The following is a 20124-nucleotide window of genomic DNA, read 5'->3' as shown; positions in this document are numbered from 1 at the left end:
TAGGAGAGCGGGAGGGCCGAATCAATCGACGGGGACAGCTTCACCCATCAAACTTCTTGATCCTACACCCATTGATCCGCATTCGCCCCATAGCCCCCTCTGGCCGGTCCACCCTCCGCAGCTGCAGCGCAGCTGCTGCGGAGGAGGGCAGGCCAGAGGGGGGTGTAGTGCCCGCTCAATCCTCGCCGTGGTTGGCGATCATCATCGCCTCGAAGGCAAGGCGGTCGACCTTGCGCATGCGCTCCGATTCCGACTTGAGCTGGCCGCAGGCGGCGAGGATGTCGCGGCCGCGCGGGGTGCGGATCGGCGAGGCGTAGCCGGCCTGGTTGATGAAGTCGGCGAATTTCTCGATCTGCTCCCAGTCCGAGCACTGGTAATTGGTGCCCGGCCACGGGTTGAAGGGAATGAGATTGATCTTCGCCGGAATGCCCTTCAATAGCTTCACCAGTTCCTTGGCGTCTTCCAGGCTGTCGTTGACGTCCTTCAGCATCACGTATTCGAAGGTGATGCGGCGCGCATTGGAAAGCCCCGGATAGGCGCGGCAGGCCTCCATCAGCTCTTTCAGCGGATACTTCTTGTTGATCGGCACCAGCATGTCGCGCAGCTCGTCCTTCACCGCATGCAGGGAGATCGCCAGCATGACGCCGATCTCCTCGCCGGTGCGATAGATCTCGGGCACGATACCGGAGGTCGAGAGCGTGATGCGGCGCTTCGACAGCGACAGGCCGTCGCCGTCGGAGGCGATCAGGAGCGCCGTCTTGACGTTCTCGAAATTATAGAGCGGTTCGCCCATGCCCATCATGACGATGTTGGTGATCTTGCGGCCTTCGGCCGGCACGATCGCGCCCTGTGGCGTGTCGCGTTCGGGGAAGTCGCCGAGACGGTCGCGGGCGAGCAGAAGCTGCGCGAGGATTTCCTCGGCCGTCAGGTTGCGCACCAGCTTCTGCGTGCCGGTGTGACAGAAGGAGCAGGTGAGCGTACAGCCGACCTGGCTCGAAATGCAGAGCGTGCCGCGGCCTTCCTCGGGGATATAGACGGTTTCGATCTCCACCGGCCGGCCGGCGCCGCGCGGCGGAAAGCGCAACAGCCACTTGCGCGTGCCGTCATTGGAAACCTGTTCTTCGACGATCTCCGGCCGGGCGATCGTGAAATGCTCTTTCAGCATTTCGCGCATGTCCTTGGAGACATTGGTCATCTCGTCGAAATCGGAGACGCCGCGCACATAGAGCCAGTGCCAGAGCTGACTGACCCGCATCTTGACCTGCCGCTCCGGCACGCCCTTTTCGACGAGCGCCTTCGCCATCTCCTCGCGCAACAGCCCGATCAGCGAAGGCTTCTCCGTTTGCGGCAGAGCCCGCACCTCCGGCGCCTTGACCATGTCCGCCCTGTTCAAGATCTCCGTCGCCGGCATGCGCGTGATGTCCTGTCGTATAGCGAAGGGCCGTCCGGAAGGCTGTTCCGGCTTCTCTCCCGATGCGCGAATTGAAATCTGGCGAGCCGCGATCGAGCGCTCCCTCGATTAAGCGCTCGAAGGGCGCGCCGGCTTGCGAATTTGCCCGGCGCTTTAGCATTCTTTCGGCCGCGAGTCACGAGGAGCTGGCTTTCGCGGCGGAAAGCCCATCATCCAGCTGCCGCGAGCTCGGCCTTTTGCGGCGGCGCTGTCGGGGGAAGGGGCGGCCTTGCTCGCCCCTTCCCGTGATCGTCCAAGCCTTACGCCGCGCCGGCGGTGCGGGCCTTCTCGAAGCGCTTGCGCTCATGCGGGTCGAGATGCAGCTTCCTGAGCCGGATCGACTTCGGCGTCACTTCCACCAGCTCGTCGTCCTGGATCCAGGAGAGCGCCCGCTCCAGCGTCATCTTGATCGGCGGCGTCAGCCGCACGGCCTCGTCCTTGCCGGCAGCGCGCATGTTGGTGAGCTTCTTGCCCTTGAGCACATTGACCTCTAGGTCGTTGTCGCGGGTGTGGATGCCGATGATCATGCCCTCATAGACCTTCTCGCCCGGCTCGATCACCATCGGCCCGCGGTCTTCGAGGTTGAAGAGCGCATAGGCGACGGCCTCGCCCGGCTCGTTGGCGAGCAGCACGCCATTGATGCGGCCGCCGATCTCGCCCTTATAGGGCTGATAGTCGTGGAACAGGCGGTTCATGATCGCCGTGCCGCGCGTGTCGGTCAAAAGCTCCGACTGGTAGCCGATGAGGCCGCGGGTCGGCGCGAAGAAGACGAGGCGGACGCGGTTGCCGCCGGAGGGGCGCAGTTCGACCATCTCGGCCTTGCGCTCCGACATCTTCTGCACGACGACGCCGGAATATTCCTCGTCGACGTCGATGACGACTTCCTCGACCGGCTCCAGCAATTGGCCGCTCTCGTCCTTGTGCATGACGACACGCGGACGCGAAACGGCAAGCTCGAAACCTTCGCGGCGCATCGTCTCGATCAGCACCGCGAGCTGCAATTCGCCGCGGCCGGAGACGAAGAAGGAGTCCTTCTCGGAGGACTCTTCGATCTTCAGCGCCACATTGCCTTCCGCTTCCTTGAACAGCCGGTCGCGGATGACGCGCGAGGTCACCTTGTCGCCCTCGGTGCCGGCAAGCGGCGAATCGTTGACGATGAAGGACATGGTAACGGTCGGCGGATCGATCGGCTGGGCTTTCAGCGCCTCGGCCACGGAGGGATCACAGAAAGTGTCGGCGACGGTGCCCTTGGTGAGGCCGGCGATTGCGACGATGTCCCCGGCATGGGCCTCCTCGATCGGCTGGCGCTCGATGCCGCGGAAGGCGAGAATCTTGGAAATCCGGCCGGTTTCGAGCAGCTTGCCATCCTGACCGAGAACCTTCACGGCCTGGTTCGGCTTGACGGAACCGGAGTGGACGCGGCCGGTGATGATGCGGCCGAGGAAGGGATTTGCCTCAAGGATCGTGCCGATCATGCGGAACGGTCCTTCCGCCACCGTCGGCTCGGGAACATGGTTCAGAACCAGATCGAGCAGCGGTCCCATTCCCTGGTCCTTCGGACCTTCGGGATTGACGTTCATCCAGCCATCACGACCCGAACCGTAGAGGATCGGGAAGTCGAGTTGCTCGTCGGTCGCATCCAGCGCGGCGAAGAGGTCGAAGACTTCATTGATGACTTCCTCGTGGCGACCGTCCGGCCGATCGATCTTGTTGATCGCAACGATCGGCTTCAGGCCGACCTTCAAGGCCTTGCCGACCACGAACTTCGTCTGCGGCATCGGGCCTTCCGATGCATCGACCAGCACGATCGCGCCGTCCACCATCGACAGAATGCGTTCGACCTCGCCGCCGAAGTCGGCGTGGCCGGGGGTGTCGACAATGTTGATGCGCGTCCCCTTCCACTCGACCGAGGTCGCCTTGGCGAGAATGGTGATGCCGCGTTCCTTTTCGAGATCGTTGGAATCCATCACGCGTTCGGCGACGCGCTGGTTCTCGCGGAACGAACCAGACTGCTTCAGGAGCTCGTCGACGAGCGTCGTCTTGCCATGGTCGACGTGCGCGATGATCGCGATGTTACGAATGCTCATTTTTTCTCTCGGAAAGGTTCAGGCACGCGCGACAGGGCGGGCACCGCTTTTTCAGTTGCCGGGCTCATACAGGTTTTTTCGCAAAAGCGAAAGGGGCCGGCGCGCAGATGAGGGTTGCGCAAACGCGTGGGTCATGCAACGGCCGCCGGCTGGAGCGTCACCCGCCAGAGCTCCTGATCCTGCCGGTCCATGAGCCGGACTGTCATTTCGCCGGTCTGGCCGCTGATGTCGACGAGGCCGAAGAATTGCAGGCCGGCGGACGGCGGCAGGTTGCTGTCGATGCCGCCGCCGGAGGCCTTGATGAAGCGGACTTCCGGACCGAAGGTCCTGTCGAGCTCCTTTGGCCCGTAGGTGCCGGAGTGGAGCGGCCCGGAGACGAACTCCCAGAAGGGGAGGAAATCCTTGAAGGCAGCGCGCGACGGGTCGTAGTGATGCGCCGCCGTATAATGCACGTCGGCCGTCAGCCAGACGATGTTGTCGATCGCCTGGTCGCGGATGAAGCGCAGGAGATCGGCAAACTCCCTCTCACGGCCCTTGGGCAGGCCGTCGTCGCCGTTGGCGATCGCATCCGAGCCGCGCTTTTGCGAATAGTCGTCCCAGACGACGAGGCCGATCGGCATGTCGCAGGCGATCACCTTCCAGGTGGCGCGGGAGGCGGCAAGCTCGCGCTTCAGCCAGTCCGCCTGCCGCCAGCCGAAGAGACCGTTGTCCCCTTCCCCCTGGTTGGGGCCGCGATAGGAGCGCAGGTCGACGAAGAAGACATCGAGCAGCGGCCCGTAGGCGATCTTGCGGAAGATCCGCCCCGGCTCAGAGGGGAAGCTGCGGATCGGTGTCATCTCGTGGAAGGCGCGCGCCGCACGCGATGCGTAGACGGCAACATCCTTCTCCGGATAACGCGGATCGTCGCGAAGGTCCGTCGAGGCCGACCAGTTGTTCAAAACCTCGTGGTCGTCCCACTGATAGAAGGTCGGGCAGACGGCGTTCAGCCCGCGCACATGCTCGTCGAGCAGGTTGTATTTCCACTGGCCGCGATATTCCTCGAGCGTGCGGGCGACGTCGCGCTTCTCCGGCGTCACGATCCGGTTCTTCCAGGTGCCGCCGTCGCGGAGCCTGATCTCGTCCGGCATAGGATTGTCGGCATAGATCGTGTCGCCGGAATGGATGAAGAAATCCGGCTCGTGCAGCGCCATGGTCGAATAGGTCTTCATGCCGATTTCGTCGATGCCCCAGCCCTGGCCGGCCGTGTCGCCGGACCAGGCGAAGCGCACCGAGCGCCGGCGCAAGGGCGCGGTGCGGAAGCGGCCGACGACCGGCTCGGATACGCGGTTGCCGTCATAAAGATCGGTCGCGATGAAGCGGTAGAAGATGTCCTGGTCCGGCAGCAGATTGTCGAGCCGGCACTTGACCGCGCAGTCGCTCCCGGGTGTCGCATCGATGTCGGCGAGCCGGACGGCATCGGCAAAGCTCTCGGTCGTCGAATATTCGACCGAGACACGCGCCGGCCGGTCGACCCGCGTCCAGATCATCCCCGATTGCGTGTCGACATCGCCGGACTGCACCCCATGCAGGAATTCCGGCCGGCCAAAACCGCGGGCGTAGAAGGGAGTGGCAACGCCGGAGGAGGCGGCAAATCCCGCCGCACCGGCGGAAAAGAGGAAGGAACGTCGCGTCAGCCTATGTCGAACAGCCGCCAAATTCTGCCTCCGGTGCCATCTCGCGAATCGTCGGTTCTCGCGAGCGGACCTTTGGCGAGCCGCATGTCAGCGGCTTAACAGCGGCATGAAACTATTCGGACGGTTTGGCGACAGTTCTGTGAAGCTCGTTGCCTGCCACGGTACACGACGGCAGCCTATCGTTGCTGTCGGTTGCGGCACGGCAGGCCTCCTCCGATCCTCATTCCTGTGCTCGTCACAGGAATCCAGCCAAACCAAGTCCTTGGGCTGACAAGACTCTTTCCGCGCCGCAGACGCGGCGCTGCTGGATCCCTGTGACAAGCACAGGGATGAGGGCGAGAGATGCATCCGCCAAACCCAACTACGCTACTGTCGTGTGCGGTGAATGGCGGTCAGCGATCTTCAATGCATGTATTTGTAATGGTGGCGGATGTGCTCGTTGAAATAGTGGCCGGCGGATTCCGCATGCAGCAGTTCCTCGTAAACCTGCAGCGGCACATCGAGGTAGTGGTACGGCCGGCGATTACCGAGGAGCCAGATCGTCAAGGTGCGATGGCGCACGTCATAGGCGACGTCGTGGATGGCGGAAGAGTCAAGGACCGCGGATGATTTGACCATAGACATCGGCGTCTCCCCGATTGGAGTCCAGAAGCCCCTCTTATTCTACAACAATCGCACCGCCTTATACAGATGCGGCCAGCCCTGGCAGAGCCTTGGCGGCCGAGCGTCCCCTCTCGGGCCGCTCAATGAATCGTCTGGAATTCGTCGCCGAGAATGCGGAAGGCGTCTTCGAGAGCGGCAACGAGGATATCCGTCAGTTCGTCGCCGTCATTGTGCATGAGGAACTGGGCGATCATCGCATCCTGCGGGTCGCTATAATGTTCCACGTCGTTGGACATCCATCGTCTCCTTCTTGGCCGCGCCCATTGCGGCTCATCGGCGCGACCTTAGGAAGGCTGACTTGTGCAGAGCTTGAGGGGCAAGGCCTCCCCACATGTCTCCTTATCGATCCCGATGCAAGAACAAAGACATGCGGCCATCCAAAGTGCTACAGCGACTTTCGCGTACCTGATCACAGTACACGACGGCAGCGTCATCAGGTTTGGCGGATGCTTTTCCCGCCCTCATCCCTGTGCTTGTCACAGGGATGAGAGCAGCGCCGCGTCTGCGGCGCGGAAGAGTTTTTCAGCCAAGGACTTGGCTGGCTGGATTCCTGTGACAAGCACAGGAATGAGGATAGGAGGTGATGCCTTGCCGTACCTCAACTGGCGAGCCGCAGAAGGCTGCTGTCGAGTACTGTGGCGTCTGGTAGGGCGCGCGGTGAAAGATCAATCGGAAGACGAGAATGACGAAGAAGCGCGACGATGACGACCTTCGGCGGCTGAAGGCCGAGTTCCCGGACGTCCACGACGCCCTTCTCTCCGGCCGGATTCCGTCGCTCCGCAAGGCCCTCGTCCTTGCCGGGCTGAAGCCGGAGCGAAGCCGGCTCGACAAGCTCAAGAACTCCTGGGCGAAGGCAACCGATTCCGAACGCGACGCCTTCCTCACCTGGCTTGGCGGCCTTCCAGAAAGCAAGATTGCACGCCGATCCCGATCCGCGCGGGCGCGACCCGAGGAGATGCCGATCGCCAGCGGCCGCTACCTGCTTCCGACGGCAATCGCCGAAATCAGGGCGACCATGGCGCGACGGAAGATCACCCCGGCAGACGTGATGCACGAAATAGGCTTTGCCTCCGACGGGCGGGCGCTCGCCCGCGCGCTCAATTGGAATGCAAGCTTGCGGCTGGCGGTGATCGCGGCACTGGAACGCTGGCTGCGGGAGAATGCGGGGGGAATGAAATAAGCGGTAACGGCTGCACCACTCCAAGCGGCCACCGCCGCGGCATGGGCAGGCGAGGGAAAGACATGAGCTTCGACAGACTGCTCGGCATCGACGTCGGCTTTTCGAAATCGCGGCCGACCACCGGCATCGCCTGGAGCGTTGCCGGCGAACTCGGCGCCGCCAAGACCCACACCGATTGGGAGCGCCGACAGCAGAAGATCCCGCCCGCGACCATATTCTCGGTGATCGCCATCGACGGTCCCCTGACGCCGCCGGACGCTCCCGACGACCTCGCCCGCCTCTGCGAGCGCCTCTTCATCCGCGGCGCGTTCCAGACCCGCTGCAAGCCAGTCCTCAGCCATCACGGCTACGGCCGGGCCCTGAGAAAAGCCGCCGCCGAGACGGCGGCGCAGGTCACCCACCTCGCCGCCGCAACGCCGATCGGCCAAGCCGTCATTCCCAGCACGGCGATCATCGAGGCCTTCCCGAATGCCTTCCTCGGCGTCCTGCTTGGGGACGAGCGGTTTGGCACGTCGCAGGCGGCGAAGCGCAAGAAGTTCGACTGGTTGTACGACCATGCGGTCGAGAGCGGTGTTTTTGCGAAGCTGCTGGAGTTCATCGGCTGGAGCGATGACCGCGTGCTTCAGAGGCTGACGGACGAGCGCGACCATGAAAGGCGGGCCGCCTGGATCTGCCTGATGACGGCGGCATGTGCCGCGGTCGGCAAGGCGGAGGCCATAGGCGACGAGGCTGGCGGCTGGATCTGGCTGCCGCCGGCGGAGCTTTGGGCGGATTGGGCGAGGCGGGCGCTGGCGGAGAACAGGGCGGCTCAAATGTGCAGCCGGCCTTTGGCCCGGGCCGCACGGCAGACGCGAGCGCCTCTCATGTCCTAACCACAATACACGACATCAGCCTGCTGCTGCTCGCCGGTTGGCGGTGGCAACTCTCCCCCCGCCCCTCATTCCTGTCCGCCCCTCATTCCTGTGCGCGTCACAGGAATCCAGCCAGCCCAAGTCCTTGGGCTGAAAAACTCTTCCGCGCGCACGCGGTGCTGCTGGATGCCTGTGACAAGCACAGGCATGAGGGCGAAAACAGACGGCGTCACCCGCGCAGGCCCGGCGCCTCCTGACCGGTGCGCTCGACATATTCGGCATAGCCGCCGCCATATTGCTGGATGCCCTCCGGTGTCAGCTCCAGCACCCGATTGGAAAGTGCGGACAGGAACCGGCGATCGTGCGAGACGAACAGCATGGTGCCCTCATAGGCCGAGAGCGCCTTGATCAGCATTTCCTTCGTATCGAGGTCGAGGTGGTTGGTCGGCTCGTCGAGGACGAGGAAGTTCGGCGGGTCGAACAGCATTGCGGCCATCACCAGCCGCGCCTTCTCGCCGCCGGAGAGCACGCGGCACCGCTTCTCGACGTCATCGCCGGAGAAGCCGAAACAGCCGGCCAATGCTCTCAGCGGCGCCTGGCCGGCCTTCGGAAAGCGTTCCTCCAGCCATTGCAATATGGTGCTGTCGCCGTCGAGCAGGTCCATGGAGTGCTGGGCGAAATAGCCGAGCTTGACGCTGGCGCCGAGCGATACGCTGCCCTTGTCCGGCGTCGCGGTGCCGGTGACGAGCTTCAGCAGTGTCGACTTGCCGGCGCCGTTGATGCCCATGATGCACCAGCGTTCGCGCCGGCGCACCATGAAGTCGAACCCGTCATAGATCGTCCGGCTGCCATAGGCCTTGTGGATATTCTTGAGATTGACGACGTCTTCGCCGGAGCGCGGCGCCGGCAGGAAGTCGAAGGCGACCGTCTGGCGCCGACGCGGCGGCTCGACGCGGTCGATCTTTTCGAGCTTCTTCACCCGGCTTTGCACCTGCGCGGCATGCGAGGCGCGGGCCTTGAAGCGTTCGATGAACTTGATCTCCTTGGCGAGCATCGCCTGCTGGCGCTCGAACTGCGCCTGCTGCTGCCTCTCGTTAAGCGCCCGCTGCTCTTCATAGAAGCCGTAATCGCCGGAATAGGTCGTCAGCGTGCCGCCATCGATCTCGATGATCTTGGTGACGATCCGGTTCATGAACTCGCGATCATGCGACGTCATCAGAAGCGCGCCGTCATAGGTTTTCAGGAATTCTTCCAGCCAGATCAGGCTTTCGAGATCGAGATGGTTGCTCGGCTCGTCGAGCAGCATGACGTCGGGGCGCATCAACAGGATGCGGGCGAGCGCCACGCGCATCTTCCAGCCGCCCGAAAGCTTGCCGACATCGCCGTCCATCATCTCCTGGCTGAAGCTTAAGCCCGCCAGAACCTCGCGGGCACGCCCCTCCAGCGCATAGCCATCGAGCTCCTCGTAGCGCGCCTGCACCTCGCCATAGCGTTCGATGATCTGATCCATTTCATCCATCCGGTCCGGATCCGACATCGCCGCCTCGAGCTGACGCAGCTCCGCCGCGACAGCGCTTACCGGTCCCGCCCCTTCCATCACCTCGGCAACGGCCGACCGTCCGGCCATATCGCCGACGTCCTGATCGAAATAGCCGATGGTCATGCCCTTCTCGACCGAGACCTGCCCCTCGTCGGGCAGTTCCTCGCCGGTGATCATCCGAAAGAGCGTCGTCTTTCCAGCCCCGTTGGGGCCGACAAGCCCAATCTTCTCGCCACGGTTCAACGCCGCCGAGGCTTCGATGTAGAGGATGCGGTGGCTGTTGGACTTGCTGATATTATCGATTCGGATCATGGGGAAGTCGGCCTGGTTGATTGCGGGCACCCCTATGGCATGGACGGGGGCGGCTGTCACGCGAACCTGACGCGGCCTCGGGTGTGTCCTGGGCAAACGCCGTGGCGATGAAGGCGGCGACGATACGCCTGCCGCTCTTTCCGGCATGCGCCAGAGCCTTGCGCATGAAGTGCACGCGACCGCGCGGCGAAGAGATATGCCGCAAGCAAGCATGATGGCGCACGCACGGCATCGCATGAAGACATTCCATTTCGACATTCAAGATTGCCCGGCTATCTGTAGGCCGTTTTTGAGGATGGCGGCCCTGAAGTGATTGCGGTGGCTATTGATGATGTGCAATCAGGCGCGAGAACAAGCGAAAAGTTTGTAGCGCCCGGCGCGGGCGCGCAAGCGGTAAGCTTGGTCTCTCCGCTTTAATTGTTTTGAACGCAACTCGCCATTTGCATTGTCAACCAACTTTCAGCGGCTCGACTCGCCTGTCAGTTGCTGGCATAATTAGCTATGAACCAACCTCTGGTGGAGGTCGATAGATAGAATACTCATGCGAGGGCGATGCTTCAGAGTCATGTTGGCCCGCACCGTCGTCGCAGATTGGCCCCCGAAGTTCTCCTGTACCTGATCGCACGCAATATAGCCATGTCCAAGCATCCAACTGTTCCCGGCATAGATCTCAAAGTCATCCGCGATCTCCTCAAGAGTCACCGCAAGACAAATAGCCGCCTACTTCTTGCCACCGCCATCGATCACATGAAGTGCCCCGCCGAAGATGCTGACGCCTTCCTGCGCGAACTGGCGACGGCGGGTTATCTCGACTGGGTTGGCGACCAGCCAAGAGGCAAAGACTGGGACCTCACCGACCACGCGCTGCGGCTCGTCGCTGATGACCTCGGGCCCCGGATAACACGTGACGCGGTAGACTCGATTATCGCTACGGTCATAGATAGAGCTCGGACAATCAACGCCGATGCGACCCGCATTGCACGGGTATCCGAACTTCGACTGTTCGGAAGCGCCCTTGACATCACGCGGGAGAATTACGGCGATGTTGATATCGAGGCAAATATCGTAATCCGAACGTCACCGCGGGACGAGGTCGCCCTGGCCCACGCGAAGATTGCCGCTGAAGTGCCGCGGTCGTGGCGAAATGATTTTTTCCGAAACCTTCGCGCTGAAGAGAACTATGACCGCCGCAACGTGAGAACTGCTCTCTCCCGCGGCATCAAAGGCCTGTCGCTTTCAGAGAACACGACAGAGATGCTTGGATGCGAATATCGCCGCATCTACCGCTTCGATCCGGACAGTTCGGAAGAACTCGTTCCCGATAGCGCGGTCACACCGCGAACTACGCCGACACCCAAGACCGCCGACGAAACCGCTGATGCCAGAATTCCGGCACGCACAATCATCCGACCGCTCGGTCTCGCGACTCCAGACGAAGCATTGCCCTCGGATGACATCCAGCTCTCGATGTCGGACCTCGCCTATGACGAGGCCACAACCTGGCTCGGCCTAACTGGGCGAGATGGAGCTTATGCTCCGCTAGACACCAATCCGGAGCCCTCCCGGCGCTTCGCCGGTGCACGGTATCTCTTCGACGAATGGCGCGATCCCAATCTGACCGGTCTGGAGCTATTCCAACGCACACTCGATTGGGCTTCGCTTTACGACCTGCCTATCTCAAGAGTTGACCGGTACTTCAAGCTCCGCACCTATCGGAGCACCAGGATCGCGAACTTTCATGCTCTCAGGGTGAAGCGAGTCGCTGATCGCATCGAGGCTTACCTCGTGCTGCGCGAACGCGAGGCCCTCTGGGACGAACTGGGCGGCTCGTCACACATCACTCCCCGGATGGTTGCGGCACACCATGCTCTAGCTGTTGCATTTGGAAGGATGCTGGATGAAACGCGGCTATCCGGTCAGGACAACTTCGAGGCTGAGTTCGATCTCACAGCGCAGCGCAGCAACTCCTATCCGGCAATGCCAAATCTCTCCGTCACCTCGCGCAATTTGCTTCGAGCGCTATCGAGGGTGATCCTGCCGGATCAAGTGCTAACGGAGGCCCGTAAACGTAAGCACGAATATGACCCTTATCTGCCCGTCGATCGAGAGGTTGAGATTCAGGCTTATGTCAATGGCGACACCGGAGACCCCATGTCCTCTATTTCGACTACTATCGGTGCAGAGTGGTGGGATCAAAAGCCTGTAGGAGTCGACGAGCATGGCTTCGAAATATACGAACTACTCCCCGGTGAGGAGGATCTCCTAGACGTCTGTGATGTTGGCTCGGAGCGCCTCGAGGAGGCTGTAGCTGCTATTCCCGGGTGCCTTCTGCTTTCAATTCGCCACGCGGCTCCCGTCTCCGAATAGAACGCAACCAGCGGGTGGCCTCTGATGTAGTGTCACCGGATGGCGGCCATCGCCGCACGTGAGCGAGACCGGCGCAGGAGAGAGGCCGAGAAGATGCTTTCCCTGCATGCCAGCAGCCGAAGGCGGACGATATCAGCCCACGCAAGTGAGTGGCACTGGCAGTGTCGGTCAAAACGCGCCTAGCACAAGCTCCGTTTTGCAACCTCAACGAAATCCAAGCTTATCCTCATCACCGGAACTGAGCCGCCGGTCTCCCCTAACTCAATGATATTTGCCTTCCTCAGTCGTCGACGGGACGCTCTTCGTACTCCCCTCGTGTTTGCACGTGCAAGATTACCAGGCCGCCCTCCCTTTCGAACGCTTTTGGCCTTGTAGGCTCTTTCTCTCGGTCACCATCGAATGTGGGAACCGGCTGCTTCTCTCGTTGGGATTGCACTGCTGCGGCGCTTAGAGAATGTGCAGTCAGGATAGTTGCTTGGTGCGCCGGCTTCAGTGTCATTAGCTCGTTGACCACCAACGACCAATGACATGCTGAACTCATCGAGGTAGGCCAAGCGACTTGAGGTGCTGGCCGACCTGCATCACCCCGCACGAGCCGAGTAAGATAAGTACCAAGTCGAAAGCCGTCTAACGTCGTGTAGACGTCCGGGCGAGAATATGCGCTGCACATACGCCAAGGATTTCTGCGGTAATTGGAAGAATAAAACTTCCGTGCATAATCCACTTGAATCATTCCGTACCTGCAGCTGCGGTCAAGCTCCGCATCGGTTGGTGCATGGGCCGTACCCGTCACGCGGAGGTCCCGGCGGTAGGCTGACAAGGCATCAGTGTACAATCCCTTCTTCCGCAACACGCTTTCAAGCGCCGGCATGCCATTTGGCCACGAGGCATAATTGAAGGCCGGCCATCCCTGATAGAGGGCGAGCTGCAGAGCATTGCGGGCTGTAACACCACCGCGATCGTGAAAGATTTTCGCCTGCACTAGCGCTGCTTGCCTCTCTACACCACCGCTTGAACATTCATGGTCATGCACGAGTAAGAAATCACCCAGCTCGCAGGAAGTTGGATTACTTGAGAAGTTCACCCAAGGGTGGCCGTGGCAGACGAAACCAGACAGATGTGCGGTGGCACCTGTTCCTGAGAAGAGGTGCTGCCACTCTGCCTGGATATAGGGAACAGCGTCGTCCACGAAATTTCTGAGCCACGCAACTTCATTTGAGGGCACCTTGCCGTGATGGAATGCGGAATCAAAAATGGCGCGGTTGGCGCTATCACGGAGCTTGACTTGAAGGCGACGAGGTAGTGTCAGGGGCATCAACTTTACCGATAATTTAGGCCGAGTCACATCTAATCGTAAACGGGCAGAGGGCGTGTGAAAACGCAAACCTTTGATGGGCGAATGCCTGCTCAAGTAGATTTTCAGTGACGCAAGCCCCTCCGCTACTGGGTCGAACGCGCAGATGAACCGGGGAGCCCGGCTCCGTGGCAAATGTGCGTATCCGCTCCTCGGCTCCGAGCCCTCGCTTTTCTATCTTGGGTAGTTTAGAAGAATCAGATTCCGTTACACTGATGAAATCGGGGGCACCGTGACTAACTTTCTCGACGGCCGTACTGTGGTGGAAGCCAAAGGGCTCCTTGGCCCGCGGGTCTATTCGACCGATCTTTTTCCCGCTCTTTACCGTTCGGACGACCACAAAGGGAGCGTCGAGATTGCGGGGCGCGCGCTCAAAGTCAAACTCATCACCAAGGGATTGGTTACACTCAACAGTTTGTATCTCGTGTCGCCAGTGGGTATCGCTTTGTTTGAAAATGATACCGGACTGTTTGAAGGAAATGGCATCTTGCCGGCGTTTCGCGAGGATCAAACGGAGTTGGAGTTCTTGGTCGCGCGCAACAAAAAGGATCTCGTTGCAGCGGGAATTGAAAACTCGCGGATTGATGAGCATCTGGCGAAACTGAGAAGTTCGCTGAAGCGTGTTCTTCCGTGGAAACTAGGGGACGTCGGGGAAAACTTGCGCGGCCTACTGATCGCCGGGCTCACGAACGACGCTTCGCGCATATCCATTGAACTCGCCACACAGGGATTTGATGCCAAGGCAAGGCAGCAACTTGTTGGCCGAATCCGGGAAGCGGATATGAGTGCAAGTGCAAACGTCCGCGAGCTGCTGAATGTCGGCTCGCAGTCAGCCGCGCGTGTGCTGAACGCGTTCGTGACAGCAAGCTACCACCAGATCGGAGCAGCTGTCGTCAATTGCGAGATCGGGACGGATTTGCATCCGCTATCCGACTACAAAGCGGCCGATATGATACTGGCGGCTCGATCCGTCGATGGAGGGGCACAGCTGTCCGATGAAGCGATCTTTCTGGACGCATTTGCCGCAACTGCTTTGGCAGCCGTACAGGGATTGATAGCGGGGGACATCATCATCGATACGATAAATTTCAAGACCGCTCACGAGTTGAGCGAAGCACTTCGCGAGCAAGGTTTCCAAGACGAATACGAGAAAACCATCCGTAAGGTCATGTCAGTCGCCCGTTCCAGTGGCAAGCTGGACCTTGAGAGCATCGATATGGATGATATCGCTGAAACGGTCACCAATCTGCACAACCAGTTCACCGACGCCATAGCACATGAACTCCCGAACTACACTACCAAAAGTCAGCGCGAAGCGAAGCAGCGGGTTATACGGGTCGGTGCAGATTTGTCTCGCGATATCGCGGGCCAAGTTCCTGGGCTCAGTAACATAGTCTCAACCTTTGATGCCGTCGAACATCTTAAGGAAGGCGCCGCCGCCAGCTGGGAAATGCTTTCAATCCGGGACACTCAGAAGGCCTTGGCTGAAGGCGCACGGAAACGACAAGAAAAAATGACTGCAGCTATCGAAACCCTTTATGCTGGTCAAAAGAGTAAATCAAAACTGCTGGACGGGGTTGCCGTGATGACTGATCTTTATATAAAGGCAGTCGAACGCACCTAGCTATCTGAGCTGGCCTCTGATTTCTTCAGGGGCCACATCTTCCAGCCCGAGCCGCTTCGTCACCCAAAGCCTAAACTCGTAGTGATACCGCGCCGCAGCGCCCGAAGAAGCTTGTTCTTCTACCGCAAGACTGTTTCCGACCAGCAAGGGCTTCAGGCCTGTTTCTTTCTCGAATTGCTGACGCAAATCTGCTGAGCGCCAAGCTTTGTTGAGCTGCGCAATCCACGCGGAGTATGATTGTAGGGGTGTGACTCGCGGCATGGATCTTTCTCAGAAAAGAGAACGTTTGCCGAACAATGTAACCCACGCAGCTGATTCGTTCAATGTAGGGATCGAAGTTAAACTAAGGTCCCTCCTACCACGAAATGAAAAGTTGGTGTCAAATCGCGGCCGCGCCAAAGAACGCGACTCTCTTATGCGCATTTCGCAAAAGCCGGCACAGCGCTTCCGCTATGTCGCGGAGATCACGACGCCGAGATCGGTAAACGCAAGCGCATCAAACGGTGGTGAAGGGTCCACGACGATCCGGACTCCGGAGCAACTCCTGGACGCCTTGCGGCGCGCAATCGAGCAGGAGCGGATGTGCGAACGGCTCTGGCGCTCGTGCACATTCCTTCAGCCGGATTGATGGGGCAAGTGGATTCTCGGTTGGTTACCCGACGCCTCACGAGCCCGACAGGCGCGCCAACATCTTGTCGACCAGCACTTTCGCTGAGGCCTGGTTCGGCGCGCACTCGTAGAGAAGTTCGCAAAAGCGGCTGAAAGATCGCCGATCCTGCTCGCCGAGCATGGCGAGCGACGAGGGTGTGTCGGCCGCATTGCCGACAAGCTCGAAGCGCGACCGGAGTAGTGCAATCTCCGCCGACATTTCGGCAATCTCCTGATCGCTGACGATCTTTCTCTGAAGGGCTTTCTCGAGACGGCCGAAGCAATCCGCTCCCTTGCTGACGTATTTCGCCTGCTCGTCGGCGCTGATGACGGCTTGTTCCAAGAGATCGATAATCTGGTTGACGGATTGCTTTTGCACCTCAATATCGCGAAGCCAGTTTCGCCGGATTGAGTTGGTCCGGCAAAGACGGGTGATCTCGCGCGCGGCCGGCGTGAGCTGGTTGACGAGATTGTGATAGTGAGCGTTCTGATCAAAATTATCGCGCCGTCCGTTTGGGACAATCTTTCGGTCGATCACATGGATCTCTCCGACTGCCCAGCTATTGAACCGCGGCTCAGGAAAGAGCTCTTCCAGCAGATTATGGTCACCAATCTGGACATTGCCACACCGTAACCGCAGGCCCTTCACACCAGTCGCATTCGGCAAAGCGCCTTCGTAGTCGTGGTGAAGAATCCAGACGATCGCTGCTAGCTCGCCCTCCATGCCGTTGATTTCGCTAATCGACAGGCGGTCGAATTTTACAGTCTTCACTCCATCCGGCATGAAAACGTCCCGGTGGGGACGATAGACTGGCCGTTCATTTCCTTCGATTTGGATGTTCAATTCACCAAGTTCGACGACCGGTGCGAGGACAGAACGGATATCATGACCGAAGCTAAAATCCGGGGCAAAGGGAACGGGTGCCACTTGCCCCAAGTACTCCTCCACCGCGGCCGGGCTCATCAACCGGTCGCTTCTTATTCTTATTACCCCCCGCATCTCGACTTCGAAAAACCGGCTTGGATGATCAGCAGCCTCGCGCTTCCGGAGCGTGGCAACGCTTCTTATCAGGTCACCGATATCACCAGCACCCTGCCGGAGCGCGGTCTTCAGCTTCCGGCAATCCCATGTGAGCTCGTGCACCGATTGGTCGCCCTCGGCGCGGGAGCGAAAAATGACCTCCTGGGCGTAACCAAGACCCGCGAGGCGTCCAACGCCGCGGAACCCACGAGCGTTTGTACCCCTCTTTGCGCTCGCTCCGAGCGTGGTCATCTTACGGGCAAATTCCTCGTTCGAGATCCCGGTCCCGTTGTCACGAATGCGAATGGTTCTGGAGTTCGAGTCAATGGTGATCGAAACGTCGCCCGTCTGCCCGGGCGAAAGAACACCGGTCCGGCGCGCATCATCAATGGCATCCGCGGCGTTCTGCACATACTCGCGGTACACCGTCATTGGATCGATGTACATTGCGCTGGATACAAGCTCGAGCACATCGCGGCCGACGATGATGTCGTCGATAGGTTCGAGCGTGCCTTGTTCCTTGGACGCAATGAAAGCCGCGCGGCTGCTGCGCGACATTGACTCGATTGTCATGCGGTAATCCTCTCCATGCGCCGCTGCGGAATAGGCTGTGCGGGGCTCTCGTCTTCGTAGTCAAGGCCAGCGTCCTCGACGCGCTCATCTTCAGCAAGTCCGAGGTCGGATACCGATTCCAGCCTGACCAGCTCTTTCTGCTTCGTCCAGATTGACGCCAGCTCATCCTTTGAGGCCGGAACATAGAACCGTAATACCCTGCGTACACGCTCGCTTGAGGCGCAATCGCTCAGCAGCACGAATTCGCGCGGATCCCGCGACGACAGAAGCTCCAACAGCTCTGCACGCTCGTCGGCATGTAGCTTTTTGAATTCGGATTGGAATTCGTAAAGTTTCTGGTCAGGATCGTAGCGCTCATACCACGTTCGATTGAAGATGAAGTCGTGTGGCAACAGCAAAATTCGCGCATAATCATCGAATGTGTCGCCGAAGGCGCGCTTGAAGAATTCGGGCGCGCCGCTGACGATGCCATGGGTCGCCTGCAAGATGATTTGCATTGAGCGGAGTTGGTAGCGGGACCATTTTTCACCGATATGACCACGGTCGGGCCGGTTCGTCGGTTGATAGCGCATGGGAAAGGACCAGATCCGTATTCCGAGTTCTTCGTTCAGCGCAACATTGAGACGCATGCGCTCGAACAGATCTTCCGGCCCGTCATGGAAATTGTACAGCATGTAGTTCGACAATTCCGTGAGACCAAAATCGGCACCGTAGCGCACGGCCTGCTCATAAGGCTTTCTGACGCCGAGATGATCAAAGGCAATCCGCAATGGTTTCAGGCAAATAGTCGCCAACTCGCGCAGGTACATCGGGTCTTTGCAAAGGATGCGCGCATCGACACCCTGATTGAAATCGACCCTGCGCTGGACCGCCACTTTGGCGCCTGGTCTGAGAAGCTTCGCGTCAGGCACAAAACCCAGATCGCGGATTTCGGCAATGATCTCCTTGAACCGCGGCGAGGCGACCACATTATTGTCCATAAGGATCAGATCCTTCTTCGGACCATAATGTTCGTCGATTGCACGCACGAGATCGGTGAGTGACTCTGTGTCACGCTGCATCCCCTCGAGCTTGGGCACGCCGCAGAAATGGCACTTCCTGATGCAGCCCCTGGAGGTATAGGCGAAATAGGCGTCACGAACGGGGTATCGATAATCGATCTGCGAAAGGATGTCGTAATCCGGAACAAGGTCTTCAATCGGCCGGCCGCTCGTGTCGCTGGAGTACAGCTCCTCCGCAAAATCATCCAGCTGCAGAGAGACGGCGGGTGCCTCGGACAGCAGTCCCTTGATGAAACGAATTCCATGCCAGCGCCGCTCGTCGAGAAACCGCTCATGCATGAGTGAGGCCGCAATCCCCCCGACGAAAACTTTGTCCGCCTGACCGTTGGCGACCTCCAGTGCAAAGTCGATGGCTTGCGAAATCTTGGGATACTCGAACGAGAAGAGGGTCGTTACATAAATTCGGTCCCACGCCTCGTTCAGGACCGAGCGGTCCTCCCCCTTGATGAATCGCACTCTGTCGCGCTTGCCACGCGGGCCGTGGTATTGCGCGATTTTCATGAGCCCGAGTGGCGGGTACTTGTTTTTATAGCCGGGCTCGATCAGCAAAATGTTCTTGTTAGCCATTGGCAACCTTCAACCGCGCACGACGGCGCGCATCGCGAATAATGCATAAAGCTTCTTTGACCCCCCCTTGACCGCCGAGCCCACGCAAAGGGCCAGCGTTTGTCCAGTCGAATTGGGGGACGAAATCCCCGAGCAGAGAGGCAAAATATGACGGTTGGGGAACTGTCTCCGGATGTTCGCACACCATGTCGGCGGCAATTTCCATAAGGGCGTAGACGCCGATACCCTTGGTGACGAGGAAATTGCGCGGCTTGGTAAACGACAGGGGTAGCAGTTCGACAACCGCAATCCAGAAGTTGCGAGAGGCGAGGGCAGCGTCCTCGGCTGTGATGGGGTGATGTCCGCGAACTCGCTTCACGAACTGCTTTGCCGCCTTTTGCATTGTCCGGAGCGAAGCACGCCGCTCAAGCCCGGAGGTAGCCTCGCCTCCCAGGTCGAGACGTTGATACCAAGGCGAAGTCGCGTCGCTATTCAGGAATAGCGCGATGAAGAGCTCGGGCCGCTCCGCACTCAGATTTTCTGAAAGCTGCGCGTCGTGATAGTCAAGAAGGCTCTTTGAAAGCCCCTTCGCCTTACCATTGATGACGTCAAATATCGCCGTCTCATCGCGCTCGTCGAGGCCGATGAAACACATAAAGGGTAGTTCGATGTCCTGATCCGCGAGATAGCCAAGCCGATGCTGACAATCGACCTGCGACAGGACCCGAGCGCCATTTTGCAGAACCAGCTCGTAGAACCCTTTAGGGCCAGGGCGAACTGACCAAGCACCGTCTCGCCGCGGGCGCAGATTGAATGTCAAAGGGATGGTCGTGCTGCCGGGCTTCTGAATATAGCGGCGGAAATCCAGGCTGTGCTGCGGGCTGAAACGGCGTTGATAGCCCCGACCCGTTACCTGGTCGAGGACGTCAGCGAAGCTAAAGGCGTGCAGGTCTCGCGCCGAAGCGAAACCAAGAAGGACCTCTTGGCCGGCAGACGCGCCTTTGATGCAGGAAAAGATCGTCGGCGAAGTCACTCCCACTCCAATTCTGCAGCGATTGACTGCAAATCTGCTGCGCTTGGAATGCAGATATCAAACTTCGACTGATTCTGCGATCACAAAATGTTACACGACGGAATTTCTGACGTCCGAGAAATTTATATGCCTATCCTCTGG

General features: G+C 59.7%; 14 protein-coding genes. 4 read left to right on the top strand and 10 right to left on the bottom strand.

Annotated elements, in window-relative coordinates; translation table 11 throughout:
• Positions 1-175 precede the first annotated feature (175 nt).
• The 5 genes from rlmN to J2Z31_RS20460 all read right to left on the bottom strand — a co-directional run bounded on the left by rlmN (position 176) and on the right by J2Z31_RS20460 (position 6109).
• Entirely contained in the window at positions 176-1378 is a 1203-nt protein-coding gene (gene rlmN / locus J2Z31_RS20480) for a 23S rRNA (adenine(2503)-C(2))-methyltransferase RlmN (RefSeq protein ID WP_408022050.1), read from the bottom strand.
• Positions 1379-1710: 332 nt separating this feature from the next.
• Positions 1711-3537: a translational GTPase TypA gene (typA, locus tag J2Z31_RS20475; protein WP_209604035.1), complete on the bottom strand. Its 1827-nt coding sequence runs from the start codon at positions 3535-3537 to the stop codon at positions 1711-1713.
• 131 nt (positions 3538-3668) lie between these two features.
• Positions 3669-5231 (bottom strand): alkaline phosphatase D family protein, encoded by a 1563-nt coding sequence (locus J2Z31_RS20470; RefSeq protein WP_209604033.1) that lies wholly within the window; start codon positions 5229-5231, stop codon positions 3669-3671.
• A 381-nt stretch (positions 5232-5612) separates the two neighbouring features.
• Complete coding sequence (locus J2Z31_RS20465; protein WP_209604031.1) at positions 5613-5834, bottom strand: KTSC domain-containing protein; 222 nt, start codon at positions 5832-5834, stop codon at positions 5613-5615.
• 119 nt (positions 5835-5953) lie between these two features.
• Complete coding sequence (locus tag J2Z31_RS20460) at positions 5954-6109, bottom strand: hypothetical protein (protein ID WP_209604029.1); 156 nt, start codon at positions 6107-6109, stop codon at positions 5954-5956.
• Positions 6110-6555: 446 nt separating this feature from the next.
• On the opposite strand from J2Z31_RS20460, the gene J2Z31_RS20455 reads away from it, so the two are divergent.
• On the top strand, positions 6556-7053 hold the full coding sequence (locus tag J2Z31_RS20455) for a hypothetical protein (protein WP_209604028.1): 498 nt from the start codon (positions 6556-6558) through the stop codon (positions 7051-7053).
• 62 nt (positions 7054-7115) lie between these two features.
• On the top strand, positions 7116-7925 hold the full coding sequence (locus J2Z31_RS20450; protein WP_234939549.1) for a DUF429 domain-containing protein: 810 nt from the start codon (positions 7116-7118) through the stop codon (positions 7923-7925).
• A gap of 208 nt (positions 7926-8133) precedes the next feature.
• Here the strand turns inward: J2Z31_RS20450 and J2Z31_RS20445 are convergent, their stop codons facing one another.
• Complete coding sequence (locus J2Z31_RS20445; RefSeq protein ID WP_209604026.1) at positions 8134-9756, bottom strand: ABC-F family ATP-binding cassette domain-containing protein; 1623 nt, start codon at positions 9754-9756, stop codon at positions 8134-8136.
• 636 nt (positions 9757-10392) lie between these two features.
• On the opposite strand from J2Z31_RS20445, the gene J2Z31_RS20440 reads away from it, so the two are divergent.
• Positions 10393-12123: a hypothetical protein gene (locus tag J2Z31_RS20440; RefSeq protein ID WP_209604024.1), complete on the top strand. Its 1731-nt coding sequence runs from the start codon at positions 10393-10395 to the stop codon at positions 12121-12123.
• A 280-nt stretch (positions 12124-12403) separates the two neighbouring features.
• On the opposite strand, the gene J2Z31_RS20435 is transcribed toward J2Z31_RS20440, so the two are convergent.
• Positions 12404-13438 carry a hypothetical protein gene (locus J2Z31_RS20435; RefSeq protein WP_209604022.1) on the bottom strand — a complete coding sequence of 345 codons (1035 nt, stop codon included), beginning with the start codon at positions 13436-13438 and terminating at the stop codon, positions 12404-12406.
• 271 nt (positions 13439-13709) lie between these two features.
• Between J2Z31_RS20435 and J2Z31_RS20430 the strand changes: the two genes are divergently transcribed.
• Positions 13710-15101, top strand: a complete 1392-nt coding sequence (locus J2Z31_RS20430) for a hypothetical protein (RefSeq protein ID WP_209604021.1) — start codon at positions 13710-13712, stop codon at positions 15099-15101.
• Between the two features lie 664 nt (positions 15102-15765).
• Here J2Z31_RS20430 and J2Z31_RS20425 read toward each other — a convergent pair.
• From J2Z31_RS20425 to J2Z31_RS20415, 3 genes are read right to left on the bottom strand one after another with little or no spacing between them, the layout of a single operon-like run.
• Positions 15766-17343, bottom strand: a complete 1578-nt coding sequence (locus J2Z31_RS20425) for an ATP-binding protein (protein WP_209604019.1) — start codon at positions 17341-17343, stop codon at positions 15766-15768.
• Positions 17340-18971: a radical SAM protein gene (locus tag J2Z31_RS20420; RefSeq protein ID WP_209604017.1), complete on the bottom strand. Its 1632-nt coding sequence runs from the start codon at positions 18969-18971 to the stop codon at positions 17340-17342. The genes J2Z31_RS20425 and J2Z31_RS20420 overlap by 4 nt, the downstream gene beginning before the upstream one ends.
• The gene (locus J2Z31_RS20415) at positions 18964-19983 is read right to left on the bottom strand and encodes a DGQHR domain-containing protein (RefSeq protein WP_209604015.1); all 1020 of its coding nucleotides are present in this window, start codon (positions 19981-19983) and stop codon (positions 18964-18966) included. Before J2Z31_RS20415 ends, J2Z31_RS20420 begins: the two co-directional genes overlap by 8 nt.
• Positions 19984-20124: the final 141 nt, after the last annotated feature.

It is taken from the genome of Sinorhizobium kostiense (genome assembly GCF_017874595.1).
Classification (GTDB): domain Bacteria; phylum Pseudomonadota; class Alphaproteobacteria; order Rhizobiales; family Rhizobiaceae; genus Sinorhizobium; species Sinorhizobium kostiense.
Note: the sequence above shows the minus strand (reverse complement) of the source record. Positions and strands in the feature narration are given on the sequence as shown.

Coding starts and splice junctions, on each gene's coding strand:
- rlmN (WP_408022050.1), bottom strand. CDS start 1,378: ATGGTCAAGGCGCCGGAGGTGCGGGCTCTGCCGCAAACGGAGAAGCCT.
- typA (WP_209604035.1), bottom strand. CDS start 3,537: ATGAGCATTCGTAACATCGCGATCATCGCGCACGTCGACCATGGCAAG.
- J2Z31_RS20465 (WP_209604031.1), bottom strand. CDS start 5,834: ATGTCTATGGTCAAATCATCCGCGGTCCTTGACTCTTCCGCCATCCAC.
- J2Z31_RS20460 (WP_209604029.1), bottom strand. CDS start 6,109: ATGTCCAACGACGTGGAACATTATAGCGACCCGCAGGATGCGATGATC.
- J2Z31_RS20455 (WP_209604028.1), top strand. CDS start 6,556: ATGACGAAGAAGCGCGACGATGACGACCTTCGGCGGCTGAAGGCCGAG.
- J2Z31_RS20450 (WP_234939549.1), top strand. CDS start 7,116: ATGAGCTTCGACAGACTGCTCGGCATCGACGTCGGCTTTTCGAAATCG.
- J2Z31_RS20445 (WP_209604026.1), bottom strand. CDS start 9,756: ATGATCCGAATCGATAATATCAGCAAGTCCAACAGCCACCGCATCCTC.
- J2Z31_RS20440 (WP_209604024.1), top strand. CDS start 10,393: ATGTCCAAGCATCCAACTGTTCCCGGCATAGATCTCAAAGTCATCCGC.
- J2Z31_RS20435 (WP_209604022.1), bottom strand. CDS start 13,438: ATGCCCCTGACACTACCTCGTCGCCTTCAAGTCAAGCTCCGTGATAGC.
- J2Z31_RS20425 (WP_209604019.1), bottom strand. CDS start 17,343: ATGACAATCGAGTCAATGTCGCGCAGCAGCCGCGCGGCTTTCATTGCG.
- J2Z31_RS20420 (WP_209604017.1), bottom strand. CDS start 18,971: ATGGCTAACAAGAACATTTTGCTGATCGAGCCCGGCTATAAAAACAAG.